Below are 13,866 nucleotides of genomic sequence, written 5' to 3'. Positions count from 1 at the left end.
CTCTCAGTCGAAACAGGAGCGGAATGGCATGAAGGGCCGCAACATGACCCGCTGGCGCGACCCGGCCAAGGATCCGCGCCAGGAACCCAAGAGCAACCTCATCACCCTCGAGGGGGCGGAACGCCTGCGCGGCATCCTCGACCACCTCTCCCGGGTGAAGCGCCCGGCCCTGTCGGCCAAGGTGGGTGAGGCGGCGGCACTGGGGGACCGCAGCGAGAACGCCGACTACACCTACAACAAGAAGGAGCTCAACCGCGTCATCGCGCGGATCCGCTACCTGACCAAGCGGCTCGACGAACTACAGGTGGTGGACCGGCTGCCGGCGGCGATCGACAAGGTCTATTTCGGTGCCTTCGTCACCCTGGAAGACGAGGAAGGCGACGAGATGCGCATTCGCATCGTCGGCCATGACGAGACCGACACCGCCAAGCGCTGGATCAGCGTCGACGCACCCTTGGCCAAGGCCCTGCTGGGCAAGGCGCTGGACGACGACGTGACGGTGAAGGCACCGGCCGGCGACACTACCTACGTGATCACGGATATCGCCTACCGCGATCCACAACAGTAACGCATGGAGGCACCATGCCCGTGGTATTCCGCTACAAGGGAATTCGTTTCTTCTTCTACTCGAATGAAGGGAACCCGCTGGAACCCATGCATATCCATGCCGAGAGCGGAGACGGCGAAGCCAAGATCTGGGTCATGCCACAAATCGCCATCGCCAACAGCTGTGGCTACAATAGAAAGCAGCTTGCACAGCTCATGCAGCTGGTGGAAGCACATCGCAGCGAGATCGAGAGGGCCTGGAATGAGCATTTCCGCCAAGACCGTCAGCTTTGACGAGCACACCATGTGGGTCGAACTCAGCGACGGCCGAACCTTGGGCGTGCCCTTGGCCTGGTTCCCCCGCTTGCTGCATGCCAGCCCCGTGGAGCGCGAGCGGTGCCGGATCAGCTATTCCGGAAAGGGGCTGCACTGGGACGACCTCGATGAAGATATTTCCGTCGAAGGCCTGATTGCCGGACGCGGCGACACGACCCAGCACCACGGACGCGTCGCCTGAAGGCTAGCCGGAATATCAGAAGAATCAGCGCCTCGCCTTCACCGCTCGATAGACCCGAAAGCGCCGGTCGTCGGCAAGGATTTCGAAGCCGCCGAAGGCGCTCTGCAGCAGATCCGGGTAGGGCAGGAAGGCGTTGGCCACCAGGATGAGCTGGCCGCCCGGCACCAGGTGCTCGGGCGCCTCGCGGATCAGGCGCCCGGCCGGGCCGTAGTCGATGCTGCGCTCCTGGTGGAACGGGGGATTGCTGACGATGACCTCGAAACGCCGCTCGCCCAGGGTCGAGTAGACATCGCCGGCCAGCGCCTCGCCCTGCAGGTCGTTGGCGGCCAGGGTGCGCCGGGTCGCCTCGACGGCAAAGCCATTGACGTCCACCGCCGTGACCCGGTGACCGCGCCGCGCCAGCCAGGCCGCCAGCACCCCGTCGCCGCACCCCATATCGAGTAGCTCGCCCTCCCCTTTCGCCCCGCCTTCCGGCAGCACATCCTGCAACTGCTCGAGCAGCAGCCTGGTGCCATCATCAAGCTTGCCGTGGCCGAACACACCCGGGTGGCTGACCAGGGTCAGCCCCTCGACCGCGAAGGAGGACCAGGCCACATCCGGATCGATACCCACTCGGTCCAGCCGCGTTTCGAACAGCGAACAGCGCCGGGCGCTATCGCGCTTGCGACAGCCCAGCCCCAGCGCCGCCAGTACCCTGAGTACCCGCTTGATGCCGCCCTGGTTCTCCCCCACCAGCTGCAGTCGCGTTCCCGCCGGCAGGTTGGCGCAAAGCCAAAGCAGCCACCACTCACCCAGGGCGTGCGCCTTGGGCCAGAACAGCACCACTCCCGGGGGCTCGGCTGACACCGGAGCATCGAAGGGGGAGTTGGCCGCAAGGCCTCGGGCCCGCCAGGCTTGCAGCACCGCATGGTCGGCGCTGAGCACGCTGCCCTCCCCCGCCCCACCCTCACCACCCTCGAGCCAGGCGTCGCGGGGTGGCGCTACCCACAGCCAAGCTCGGTAGTCGGCGTCCTGGCGTTCGAGCAACTGGCAGACCGGGGTCTCGGCAGGCATCGAGGATCTCCTTGATCAGGTGGCGGTATCGGTACGAACCAGCGTATAGAGCAGGTAGCGGCCCAGCCGCCAGTGGGGTTCCGTGCGGCAGTAGCGCTGTTCGAGCGCCACCAGCCGGGTCCAGTCGGACTCCGTGGTCGGCGGGTGGCGCAGGTAGTCGTGAAAGACACGAATGCCCGCCACTGCCTCGATGGCCAGGCCGTTCTCGGCGCTCCAGGCCTCGATCTGGCCGTGGGTCAGCGGCGAGATCGGCGTCAACCGCTGGCGCTTGCCGGTGCCCTCGAGGCGGTCGTCCAGCGCCTTCTCGAGATTGCCCTTGACCACGTTGGACATCCGCAGCGCATCGCGGTTGAACACCATCAGCGACAGCTGCCCTCCCGGCGCCAGCTGTCCTGCCAGGGTGGCCAGCGCCGCCCGGGGATCGTGCAGCCACTCCAGCACCGCATGACAGGCGATCAGCGACCAGGGCCCCTCCGCACGCTGCGATAGCGCCTGCAGCGATGCCTCCACGAAGGTGATCGGCTGCCCGGCCAGTGCCTGGCGGGCATGATCGAGCATGTCGGCGGCCGGCTCGACCAGGGTGACCGCATGGCCCCGCAGGGCAAACCAGCCGGAGAGCTGACCCAGGCCACCACCCACGTCGAGCACCGGCTGGTCATCGAGATGGAGCATTTCCGGCAGCAGGCGATCGAGCAGGGCCAGGCGCAGCGCACCGCGGGGGCCACCATAGAGGCTACCGGCAAACTTTTCGGCCAGTCCATCGAAGTGGCGATCGCCGGCCGACGAGAAGGGAGAAACGCGATCAGGCATGCAGGGCTCGGCAACGGCGGAATATGGCGGGCATTCTACCTGCCTTCGAGCGGCCTGGGCAGGTGCCGTTGCCATTGCACCTCGGCCTCGACCTGGGCCGCCAGCGCCAGCAGCCGTCGCTCGTCACCCATGGCACCAATCACTTGCACCCCCACCGGCAAGCCAGCCGGGGTGACATGCAGCGGCAGCGACATGGCCGGCTGGCCGGTGAGGTTGGCCAGCTGGGTGAAGGGGGTGCGGGCCAAGGCGTCTCGCGCCAGGCGCTTGAGCATACCCGCCTTGAGCGCCAGCCTGGCGATGCCGGGAATCGCCAGCAGCGACATCAGCCGCTCCCGGGCCGGTGGCGGGTAGAGCTCGCCCAGGCGTGGCGCCGGCGCGGCGGCCACCGGCATCAGCAGCATGTCGTAGCGCCGATGAAAGTCGCCCATGGCGCGAGCCGCCTCGTTCCAGTAGCGCTTGGCCAGCTCATAGTCCCGCACCGGCAGGCAGCTGCCGAGCCGAGCGATGGCCCGGGTCGATGGCTCGATGTCGAGCCGGGAAACGGCGACGTCGGTCTGCTGGCTGATCCAGGCCAGATCGGCGGTGAGATGGCCCAGGTAGAGCGTCAGGTAGCTATCGGCCAGCCGCTCGCCATCCACCGGCGGCTCCACCCACTCGACGTGATGCCCAAGCCCTTCGAGGGTTCGGGCCGCCTCTTCCACTGCCAGGCGCACCTGGGGATCGAGTACGGTACCCATCGGCTTGCCCAGCGGCTCACCCAGCGAGACCGCCACCCGCAGCGGCCCCGGTGGCCGCGCCAGTGCCGCCAGGAAGCCCTGTTCGCGCCTCACCGGATAGGGGGCACCCTCGTCCATGCCGTTGGTGGCATCGAGCAACGCCGCGCTATCTCGCACGCTGCAGGTCACGGCATGCTCCACCACCGCCCCCTGCCACACTTCGGCATGCATCGGGCCCAGCGGCACCCTGCCCCGGGAAGGCTTGAGGCCAAACAAGCCGCAGTAGCTGGCGGGGATGCGAATCGACCCGCCGCCGTCGCCGGCCATGGCCAGCGGCACCAGCCCAGCGGCCACGGACGCTGCCGCCCCGCCGCTGGAGCCACCGGGGGAATGTGCCGCATTCCAGGGATTGCGCGGATGGGGAAAGGCCCGCGGCTCGGTGATGCCCATCAGCCCCAGCTCCGGCGTGGCGGTCTGACCGAGGATGGAGAGACCCGCCTCGCGCAGGCGGGTGACCAGGGTCGAATCCACCGGGGCTTTCCAGTCGGCAAGAGACGCACTGCCGAAGGCCAGCGGCTCGCCTTCCAGCGCCATCAGCAGATCCTTGGCCAGGGTCGGCACCCCGGCAAAGGGTGCCGCGGGGTCAACCTGCTGGCCCTCGGCCCGGGCCCGCTCGAAGCGGGTGCGAACCACTGCCGCCAGGCTGGGGTTGTCGGCCTCGATGCCAGCACAGGCCGCCTCGAAGACCTCACCCTGGCTCACTTCACCGCTGCGAATCAGCGCCGCCAGACCCAGGCCGTCATGACGGCGGTACTCATCGACTTCCATGTGGACTCTCCTCGTTTGTCGTCACGGGTGGCGCGTATCGCCCTGCCCACCGCTCCCGGCCATGCTCCAGCCAGGAGAGCAGCGCCCCGATCAGCGAGAAGGGGGTGATCGCCATGATGATCAGCGGCAGGCTCCAGGAAGCGAAGACCCAGGTCAGCACGACGTACATCAACTCCAGGCGATGACCCGGTAGATCAGCTGCTGGCGCCTCCAAGGCATAACCTCTTGGGTATCGAGCATGCCGGGCAAGCTTGCAAGTGATCGTCGTAGGGAATCATAACGGTCACCTAGGAGTCTGTCGGATTTGACCAATCGTCACGAGAGATTTGGATTTCGAGACAAGTTTATCGATCTGATGAGGTGAATAGCCCGCTATTTAACGAATCAGATCGAATGAAATTGGCCGAAAGACCGGATCTCGCAGTAGATCAGCGTTAAGTCCGACAGGCTCCTAGTCACTGCGATGACCATCATGGCGCCACATGGCCTTCAGAAAAATCCGTGCTGTTTCGGGCAAGGACGCCAACTCATTCTGGCTGAACCTAGATGCACGAGCAGAAAACATCGACTCAGCTTTTCGAAAGCGTCGGCTTTGTAATCGCATGATCGTCAGTGCCAGTTGCGCCTGCTCCTGATCCAACTCTCCCTTTTCCACATAATCATCGAGCGCCCGGCTGACGAAAAGAAAGGCCTTGGCGCGACGTGAAAAGGAGAGCACCCCGATACCCGGCATCCTCGCAAGGCAAACCCGGGCAGCACGCTCGGCGTCGGGCCACAACGCGGCCAGACGACGCCGCTCCGCCGCCGACAGGCTGACCTGAGCCTGCATCTCCTCCAGAAAATCATCCAAGCTTGCCATGCCTACCCCTTGCCAAACATCCGGTGCGACCAAGTGGCCAACCCGGATGTCACACTACCAAAAAAGTCCCCAGTGACCACCTCCGTTCCTCCGAAATGGAGACGGATCATCTCCGCCACAACGGGTGACTTGGCCGTCCCACCTGTCACATAGATAGTATCGGGGCGAACACCCGCTTGAGTCACCACTTCGCGCATCAAGGAGACAAACTTCCTGAGTTCGAGCTCGACCGCATCGCGCAGCTGACTGCGGGTGACAGCCACTGACAAGTCCCGCTCGATATCACTCAGGTGGCTGGTGACCCCCTCCGCCTCGGACAGGGCGATCTTGGCCAGTTCCGCGTGACGCACCACGCTATGGCTGAGACGCTCTTCGCGCAACCGGATCAGACGCCCAACCTTCTGCTTGTCCGCGCAGATATTGCAATACCCCTGCAGCTCGAGCGGCGTCGTCTTGGCATAGAACCGCGCCTGGGCATTGATATCGTTAACCGTCAGGGCATCCCACAGAAAGTGGTTAGGGAACGGCAGGCCATTGTTGAGAAGCACGTCCTTGCCGAAACTGGGCATCAAGGCATTCATCGCCAGCTTGATATCGAAATCGATACCGCCGATACGGGTACCGGAAGAGCCGAGCAAACTCGACGCCCGGTCCCGGAGATGACGGTAGCTGGGGCCGACCTTTATCATCGAGCAATCGGTGGTGCCGGCCCCGGCATCGAGCACCAGGACGATCCGATCCCTCTCCAGGGTGCGCTCATAGTCCAGTGCCGCCGCTATCGGCTCGTAGAGAAAGGCGGTCTCGACGAAGCCTGCCGCGGTGGCGGCCTGCTCCAGAATCTGCACGGCTTGCCGGTTACCCCGCTCCCCACGGGTACCGTGAAAATTGACGGGGCGCCCCACCACGACCCGGTCGAGGGGTTGCCCGGCAGACACCTCGGCCCGCTGCTTGATATGCGCCATCAGGCGCGTGATGATCTCGGTGAATAGGCCCAGGTGCCGGCCTTGCAGGTCGGCGCCCAGGAACGACTTCGGTGACTTCGCATAGAACCCATGCTGGGGATCGAACAGGTAATTGGCCAATGCCGCCTGACCGAAGACGATGTCGGGGTCGAAGTACAGCGGTGCATTATCACCCTGCTGTCGCCTGACCCGCTCGGCCATCTCTCGACGCATCAGCCCGCGTTGAATTGCCTCGGCCCGCTGCCGATCGGCAGCTTCCCCTATCCCGCTCAGCACTTCCTGCCGGTCAAAATGGGGGACGGGAAGGGCTCCCTTGCTCGAATGCAAGGCCGAAAGCATGTGCGTGCCGTGATCCTCCAATGGAATCAACTCGGGTGCGTCATGATGCCAAATGGCGACGGCACAGCTTGAAGTGCCAAAATCCATACCCGCATACATCCCGTTACCCTCTCATTTCCAATCTTTTCGCAATAGTTTCGGGTGTCGATGACGGCCTCATTGCCGCGGGCCACACCGCTCGCTTGCACGCCCCCGCCCCCTCTCAGCGCCTCAATCACGCCGCGCGATCCAATAATGCACGACGCTAAAAATCGGCCCCATCAAGCCGTTGATCATGAATACCCTGGCAAGGTGAAAGGCAATAACCAGCTGGAATTCGGCACCTAGCGATACCGCGGTGACCGCCATTTCCACCGACCCGGCAGGTGACATGGCAATCACCGATGTGATCCCATCCAGATCGAATAGCCAGCTCAGATACAGGGCAATTGTCAGGCTCATCGACATCAATAGTGCCGTGACACTGACCGCCGGTAAGGCATATGTCTGCAGGGCCGACATGCGCTCACGGGTAAACTCCATGGCCAGGGTGGCTCCCAGCAGCACCTGCCCGAAGGCAAACAATGCCTCGGGAATCGCCGGCAGCGGAATGTCCATCAGCTGCACGCTGGCACCAAAACAGATACTGCCCAGAATCAGTGCATTGGGGATGCGCAGGCGCTGGAACAGTAGGGCAACCAGCACGGCCCCTGCAACGGTGATGGGCAGCCACCCGGGGTGGGAGACACCATTGGGCCGAACGATGGTCATATCCTGCCAATCGCCGCCATATAAGAGGACGAAGCCCAGGGGGACGAGACAGACGATACTCACCACACGCAGCACATGGCAGGTAATGATGATCACAGGATTGCCACCATGACGCGCGCCCAGCAGAGACATCTCGGCAAGCCCTGCCGGCATCGACGCGAAGTAAGCCGTTGCCCAGTCGCCAACCAGCGTCCTCCTCAGTACAACCGCCGTCACCAGTCCCGAAAGTATGGAAAGGCTGGCACCCAGCAGTATCGGGCCCGCCATGGCGACCACTTGCGCCAGCACGTCCTGAGTAAAGGCAAAGCCAAGGGTACTGCCGACCAGCACCTGCCCGAGAGCCCGTCCATGCCACGGGGATTCCCAGCACACGCCCAGGAACATGGCTACGATGCCCGCAAACAAGGCCCCGAGCAACCAGGGCACCGGCAGCCCCAGCACCATGAAGAGCGCACCTCCAATCCCCCCGATGCCAAGCGTGCGCAGCCATCCTCTCTGCAGGTTTCCCATGTCAACGCCCACCGGAAGCCGAGGCATTCAGATTTGCATTTGGAAGCCATTGAGTATCCAAGGTTTTCACCCTTTCCAGTCGCAACCCTTTGAGCTGCTTGATTGACCTCACCCCGCCACACAGGCAGCGGCCGGCCCTCGAAGCCATCAGGCCTCTGCCCCATGCCACCTTCGCGCCCCTTCGGCGCAAGTGGTCAATCCAAGGCTTGCATTCTTAAAGTTATATAATATATAAAATTAAGCGAGAGGCAAATGAGGCCTGCGCCCCGTCGAACCTCCCCCGCCATCCCGCCGCCTGCACAAGACCGCGTGCGGCCCCTACGCAACCCAGGAGAAGAAAATGACACAGTCAACTGGACAACGCCCCCTGGAAGGTCGCGTTGCCATTGTCACCGGCAGCGCCAGGAACATCGGGAAAGCCATTGCCGTCCGCCTGGCTGCAGAGGGCGCCGCCGTCGTGGTCAACGCCCGCTCTAGCCGTGAGCAGGTCGAGCAGGTCGTCCAGGAGATTCATGACAGCGGCGGCCAGGCAGTCGGCTGCCTGGCCGACGTCACCAACGAAAGCGATGTCGAGCGCCTGATCGGTTGCGCAATCGAGACATTTGGGGGCCTGGACATCCTGGTCAACAATGCCGCGGTGAGACGGGAAGCCAAGCTGCAGACCGTGAGCTTGGAGGACTGGAAGGAGATCCTGGCCATCATCCTCGACGGCGCCTTCCTGTGCGCCAGGGCGGCCACTCCGCACCTGATCAAGAGCAGCGCAGGCGCCATTGTCAACATCGGCGGCATGACAGGCAGCTCCGGTGGCAGCGACAGGGTTCATGTAGTCACCGGCAAGGCCGGGCTGATGGGGCTCACAAAGGCACTGGCCTGGGACCTGGCCGACTACGGTGTCACCGCCAACCTGGTATCTCCAGGCATGGTGGAGACAAAACGCGACACCTCCACCGTGGCCGCCAAGCCCAAGCATCATGCGATACATAAGCCACTGCTAGGGCGTCGTGGTACGGCCGCGGAGATTGCCGGGGTCGTGCAGATGCTGTGCGGACCGGATGGCCGTTTCATGACTGGCCAGACTGTGCACGTCAATGGGGGAACCTACCTCAACTGAGTGCCGACAGATGAACAATCGGCTGCAGTCGACGAATTACTAGCAGTATCAGTTTGACAGCTGAAAATTTGTATCTTATATATAATATACAAACAAAACGCCTGATCTCACACAACGACAATCGATGGCTGCCCGCCAGCCACACCCGAGAGGAGAGGGTACTGATGAAATTGAAATTCAACCGCACCCGTAGAATGAGCAAGCTTGCCACCGCAGTCGCCATGGCAAGCGCCATGGTCATCGGCGCCAACAGTGTGAGCGCGGATGAGTTCCCCGACAGACCGCTCACCATGGTCGTCCCGGCGGGAACCGGCGGCACCAATGACCGAGCCGCGCGCCTGATCTCGCGGTACCTGGCCGAAGAACTGGGCCAACCCATCCAGGTAGTCAACCGTCCTGGCGGCGGTAACATGCTGGGCCACGTCTATTTCCACCAGCAGCCTGCCGACGGCTACACCCTGATGCGCACCACGGCCTTCCCCTACATGACCGTCAACCAGCTGGTCCAGGGGGCTGACTTCGAGATCGAGGATTTTCAGCCGGTGAATCTGAGTGATATCGGCACCTCCATCATCGCCACCTCAAATGACAGCCGCTTCTCCAACATCGATGAACTAATCGCCGAGATCCGCGAGAATCCCGGCACCGTCAGCATCGGTGTGCAGCCCACTTCAACGGACATGATCAATCTGGCCATTTTCCTGGAGGCCATCGGGGTAAACCGTGACGATGTGAGGGTCGTCACCTATGACAGCGGTGGCCCGGTGCGCAATGGCATCATCGGCGGTCAGTTCGACGTCGGAGCGATCGGCGACCAGGGCATGCAGGCGCGCAAGGGCGAGTTCCGGCCGCTAATGGTCTTCTCCGAAGAACCCTCCCAGGTCTGGGATGCCCCCCATGTCCTCGAGGTGGCGGAAGCAGAAGGGATCGAGTATCCCCGCATCGTGTCTGGGCATATACAGGGTTACTTCGTCCATACCGAACTGATGGAGACCTACCCTGAGCGCTACGCCAAGATCGTCGAAGCCTTCCAGAAGGTGTCCGAAAACCCCGAGGCCATCGAGGACCATGAGGGTCAAGACCTGGGGATCGACTGGGTTGGACCGGACGAATCCCGCGAATTGATGCTGCGCCAACACGAGGCGATCAGCGATCCGGAACTTCTCGAACTGGTACGGCCCAACTAAGTGAGGCAAGAGACGCAGCCATGGCTGCGTCTCTCTGCTTAGTTACTACCCGAGTCACTACCCCACTCCCCGAGAGGTGCCGCTATGCGCCTTGGCCCCTGGAAGATCGATGTCGAGTATGGACACCTAGCCCTGGTTATCGTGATTGCCGGGGTAACCGGTTTCTATCTCGCCGATACCCTGCAGGTTTCCCGGAACATCAACAACATCATCCTGGTGGTTCCACTCGCAATGCTGCTACTGGGACTGTGCCTGCTGGTAGTAACGCAATGTATCCGATTTCGAAAACATCCTGTGCAGAAGCGTGCTACTCAGCTTCCTAATCACGAACGGGACGAGCTGGAGCAGGAGCAGTCCCCCATGGACCTGCTGCACGCTTTCCTGCTGTTACTGGGTGTCGGGGCCCTGGTGATGTCCTACCCCCTGATCGGACTGGACGTCGCCACCCTGCTCTTTATGATCTTCGCCCTGTTGTTGCTGGGCGTTCGCGGCTGGCTCTTCGTCCCGATCTACGCCGCCAGCTTTACCGCGGTAGTGGTGGGGGGGGCCTCCAGGCTGCTGCCGTACCCCCTGCCGACCCTGCTGTTCTGAGAGTGCCACATCATGCTTGATTCCTCGGCTATCCTGGGCGCCATATCGCTGCTAGGCAGCGACATCAATATCTGGCTGGTGATCATCCCGGGCCTGTTGATCGGCTTGATCGCCGGGTCCATCGCCGGTGTTTCCAACACCATGGCCATGGCCATCTGCCTGCCCCTGACCCTGTACATGGATTTCCTTCCGGCGGTGATGTTTCTCACCGCCATCTTCACCGGTGGTGGCTATGGTGGGGCGGTGACCTCGATACTCATGGGCATCCCCGGCACCACCTCCTCGGTGGCCACCACCTTCGATGGTTACCCCATGGCTCGCAAGGGCCTGCACAACGAAGCTCTGGGCCTGGCGCTGATGAGTTCTGTTCTGGGCGTACTGGTGGGCTACATCATCCTGCTATTCGTGGTCGCGCCCCTGGGGAACTGGGTCATCCGTCTAGGCCCGGCGGAGATGCTGCTGGTCGCCCTGTGGGGCCTGACGATGATCGCCGCCCTGGGCGGCAAGCGATTGTCCCGCGGTTTGATCGCCGGTGGCTTTGGGCTGCTACTAGGTACCGTCGGCATGAATACTAGTGGCTATGTTCGCGGCACCATGGACATTCCTTTCCTGCTCGACGGCATCCCCGTGGTACCGGCCATGATGGGCATGTTCGCCGCCAGCCAGCTCTTCACCTTGGTCGGCAGCCAATTCCTGATCAAGGACAAGGCGGCACGCCGTGCCGACTACCGACGTGTGCTGTCAGGCTTCCTGTCGGTGCTGCGCTATCCGTTCTTCCAGCTGCGCGGCACCCTGATCGGTGTCTTCGTCGGCGCCATCCCCGGAGTGGGCTCCTCGGTAGGCAACCTGATCGCTTACGCCCAGGCCAAGCGCACTGACAAGGACCCCGACAGCTACGGCAAGGGCAACCCCAAGGGAGTCATGGCCGCCGAGTCCGCCAACAGCAGCTCGGAGGGTGGCTCGATGGTTACCATGCTGGCCTTGGGCCTACCCGGTGGCGGTGGCACAGCCATGCTGCTCGCGGCCTTTGCCATGCACAACGTCACCGGCGGCCCTCAGTTCATCAACCAGAACATGGACATCGTCTACACCATCATCTTCGGCAATTTCATCCAGGCCGCCCTACTCCTGGTCGTCGGGCTAGGTTTTCTGGCCGTCGCCGGCAACATCGTTCGCGTGCCGCTGACTATCCTGATCCCCTCGGTGTTGGTCCTAGCATTGATCGGTTCCTTCGCGGTAACCGGCGATCACGCCGGCCCGATCACCCTGTTCGTCTTCGCTGGGCTGGGCTGGTTGATGAAGCGCTACGGCTACCCTGTCGCCGCCTGCGTCGTCGGCCTGCTGCTGGGACGAATGGTCGAGAGCGAACTGATACGTACCTGGCAGATCAGCGGTGGTGGTGAACTCGCCTTTTTCCTGGGCCGGCCGGTGGCCATGGCCTTCGCGATCCTGCTGGTGCTGTCGCTGCTGCAGCCGCTGATCATGCGCAAGTTCACCGCGTGGCGCACTCGCAACCGCAGCGCTTAGCCAGAACATTTCAACGCGAGGTTGCAGCAGGGAGCACTGACGGCACCTGTTACCACCACGCCTGACACCAGAAACAAGGAGATAGCATGTCCACGCCAAACAACGAGCTTCACTATCTGACAGCCACCGAGCAGGCCCGCCTGATTGAATCCGGCCAGCTGTCACCGGTCGAGCTGCTGGAAACCTACCTGGATCGCATCGAGTGCTATGACGACACTCTACGCGCCTGGATCACTGTCGACCGCGAGTTCGCCATGAAACAGGCACGCCAGGCGGAACAGGAAATTGCCCAGGGCCACTACCGCGGCCCCCTCCATGGCCTGCCGTATGGCGTCAAGGACCAGATGCATGCCCTGGGGCTGCCCACCACCCTGGGCACCAAGGTGCTGGATCCGGAAGAGATGCAGCCCCCCCATGACGCCACCATCATCACCCGCCTGCGCGATGCCGGTGCCGTGCTGATCGGCAAGCAGAACCTGCACGAGTTCGGCAAGGGCGGCACCATCGAGTTCCCCTACGGCCAACCCCGCAACCCCTGGAACCCCGCGCATACGGCCTCTAGCTCCTCCACCGGATCCGGCATAGCCACGGCGGCGGGCCAGTGCAGTTTTTCCATCGGCGAGGACACCGGCGGCTCGGTGCGCGGCCCGGCCTCCTGCAACGGCGTGGTGGGGCTGCGTCCCACCCATGGCCGCGTCAGCCGTCACGGGGGTGTGATGGCCGCTTATACCAGCGACACCTTCGGCCCCCTGACCCGCAGCGTCGAAGATTGCGCCGCGGTGCTGCAGGCCATTGCCGGGCATGATCCCAAGGATCCGCTGTGCATACCCCGCGAAGTGCCGGACTTCAGCGCCCGGCTAGGCCGCGACCTGAAGGGGCTGAAGCTGGCGGTGGTCAAGGAGATCGCCTGGGGCGAGGCCACCCACCCCGAGGTGCGCGAGGCCATGGTACAAGCCATCCAGACCTTGCGTGAACAAGGCGCCGTGGTCGAGGAAGTCTCCCTGCCGCTGGCGAAATGGGCGGTTCCCTTGCAGCTGTTGAGCGCCGATGCCGATGTCGGAGCCTACTTCCTGGCCAACTACCTTCGCGACCGCTACCAACGCTTCGATGTCGGCACGCGCACCCGGCTGGCCGCCGCAAGCTTGATACCGGCCAGCGTTTACAATCGCGCCATGCGCGCCCGGGTGCTGGTGAGACGACAGGTCCTGGATGCGCTGCGCCGCTACGATGCCCTGATCACCCCCACCAACGTGACGCCGCCCAAGCTCATCGAGGCCACCCAGGAGCGGGTCGATGGCGACCAGCAGGACGTGGTAGCCCGATTGATCGAGCGACGCATCTGCCACTACCCCTTCAGCCTGTCGAACGTACCGGCGCTCTCAGTGCCGGCCGGCTTCTCAAGCGAAGGCCTCCCCCTGGCCCTGCAGATTGCCGGGCGACCCTTCGATGAGGCGACCGTGTTCCGAGTAGGCCATGCCTTCCAACAAGCCTCCGCGTGGCATCGTCACCATCCAGCCCTCGACACCACGCTCAAGGGCGTCGCCTGAACCGATAGCGAAC

15 protein-coding genes are annotated in these 13,866 nt (G+C 63.3%); 8 read left to right on the top strand and 7 right to left on the bottom strand.

Going from position 1 to position 13,866, the window contains the following annotated elements; all coding sequences use genetic code 11:
* The first annotated feature begins 28 nt into the window (after nt 1-28).
* The 3 genes from greB to LY622_RS21435 are packed head-to-tail and all read left to right on the top strand — an operon-like array spanning nt 29 to nt 1,063.
* Nucleotides 29-568 carry a transcription elongation factor GreB gene (greB, locus tag LY622_RS21445; protein ID WP_234292749.1) on the top strand — a complete coding sequence of 180 codons (540 nt, stop codon included), beginning with the start codon at nt 29-31 and terminating at the stop codon, nt 566-568.
* 14 nt (nt 569-582) lie between these two features.
* On the top strand, nt 583-840 hold the full coding sequence (locus LY622_RS21440; RefSeq protein WP_114477305.1) for a DUF4160 domain-containing protein: 258 nt from the start codon (nt 583-585) through the stop codon (nt 838-840).
* Nucleotides 809-1,063: a DUF2442 domain-containing protein gene (locus tag LY622_RS21435; RefSeq protein ID WP_234279007.1), complete on the top strand. Its 255-nt coding sequence runs from the start codon at nt 809-811 to the stop codon at nt 1,061-1,063. The genes LY622_RS21440 and LY622_RS21435 overlap by 32 nt, the downstream gene beginning before the upstream one ends.
* Nucleotides 1,064-1,087: 24 nt before the next feature.
* Here LY622_RS21435 and LY622_RS21430 read toward each other — a convergent pair whose 3' ends face one another.
* The 7 genes from LY622_RS21430 to LY622_RS21400 form a co-directional block, all read right to left on the bottom strand.
* Nucleotides 1,088-2,116, bottom strand: a complete 1,029-nt coding sequence (locus tag LY622_RS21430) for a methyltransferase (RefSeq protein WP_234292748.1) — start codon at nt 2,114-2,116, stop codon at nt 1,088-1,090.
* 15 nt (nt 2,117-2,131) lie between these two features.
* Nucleotides 2,132-2,926, bottom strand: a complete 795-nt coding sequence (locus tag LY622_RS21425) for a methyltransferase domain-containing protein (RefSeq protein WP_234292747.1) — start codon at nt 2,924-2,926, stop codon at nt 2,132-2,134.
* 35 nt (nt 2,927-2,961) lie between these two features.
* Complete coding sequence (locus LY622_RS21420; RefSeq protein ID WP_234292746.1) at nt 2,962-4,470, bottom strand: amidase; 1,509 nt, start codon at nt 4,468-4,470, stop codon at nt 2,962-2,964.
* Nucleotides 4,457-4,684, bottom strand: a complete 228-nt coding sequence (locus LY622_RS21415; protein ID WP_234292745.1) for a hypothetical protein — start codon at nt 4,682-4,684, stop codon at nt 4,457-4,459. The genes LY622_RS21420 and LY622_RS21415 overlap by 14 nt, the downstream gene beginning before the upstream one ends.
* Before the next feature lie 237 nt (nt 4,685-4,921).
* Complete coding sequence (locus tag LY622_RS21410; RefSeq protein WP_234292744.1) at nt 4,922-5,329, bottom strand: hypothetical protein; 408 nt, start codon at nt 5,327-5,329, stop codon at nt 4,922-4,924.
* A 2-nt stretch (nt 5,330-5,331) separates the two neighbouring features.
* Nucleotides 5,332-6,717 (bottom strand): molecular chaperone, encoded by a 1,386-nt coding sequence (yegD, locus tag LY622_RS21405; RefSeq protein WP_234292743.1) that lies wholly within the window; start codon nt 6,715-6,717, stop codon nt 5,332-5,334.
* 123 nt (nt 6,718-6,840) lie between these two features.
* Nucleotides 6,841-7,890: an AbrB family transcriptional regulator gene (locus tag LY622_RS21400; protein ID WP_234292742.1), complete on the bottom strand. Its 1,050-nt coding sequence runs from the start codon at nt 7,888-7,890 to the stop codon at nt 6,841-6,843.
* A gap of 340 nt (nt 7,891-8,230) precedes the next feature.
* Here LY622_RS21400 and LY622_RS21395 point away from each other — a divergent pair, with 340 nt between their 5' ends.
* The 5 genes from LY622_RS21395 (at nt 8,231) to LY622_RS21375 (ending at nt 13,853) form a co-directional block, all read left to right on the top strand.
* Nucleotides 8,231-9,001, top strand: coding sequence for an SDR family NAD(P)-dependent oxidoreductase (locus LY622_RS21395; RefSeq protein WP_234292741.1), 771 nt, complete (start codon nt 8,231-8,233; stop codon nt 8,999-9,001).
* A 164-nt stretch (nt 9,002-9,165) separates the two neighbouring features.
* Nucleotides 9,166-10,188, top strand: a complete 1,023-nt coding sequence (locus tag LY622_RS21390) for a Bug family tripartite tricarboxylate transporter substrate binding protein (protein ID WP_234292740.1) — start codon at nt 9,166-9,168, stop codon at nt 10,186-10,188.
* 84 nt (nt 10,189-10,272) lie between these two features.
* On the top strand, nt 10,273-10,779 hold the full coding sequence (locus LY622_RS21385; RefSeq protein WP_234292739.1) for a tripartite tricarboxylate transporter TctB family protein: 507 nt from the start codon (nt 10,273-10,275) through the stop codon (nt 10,777-10,779).
* A 12-nt stretch (nt 10,780-10,791) separates the two neighbouring features.
* The gene (locus LY622_RS21380) at nt 10,792-12,306 is read left to right on the top strand and encodes a tripartite tricarboxylate transporter permease (protein ID WP_234292738.1); all 1,515 of its coding nucleotides are present in this window, start codon (nt 10,792-10,794) and stop codon (nt 12,304-12,306) included.
* 86 nt (nt 12,307-12,392) lie between these two features.
* Entirely contained in the window at nt 12,393-13,853 is a 1,461-nt protein-coding gene (locus LY622_RS21375; RefSeq protein ID WP_234292737.1) for an amidase, read from the top strand.
* Nucleotides 13,854-13,866 lie beyond the last annotated feature (13 nt).

The organism is Halomonas alkalisoli (assembly GCF_021412585.1).
GTDB lineage: Bacteria > Pseudomonadota > Gammaproteobacteria > Pseudomonadales > Halomonadaceae > Halomonas > Halomonas alkalisoli.
This window is presented reverse-complemented; position numbering and strand designations above follow the sequence as displayed.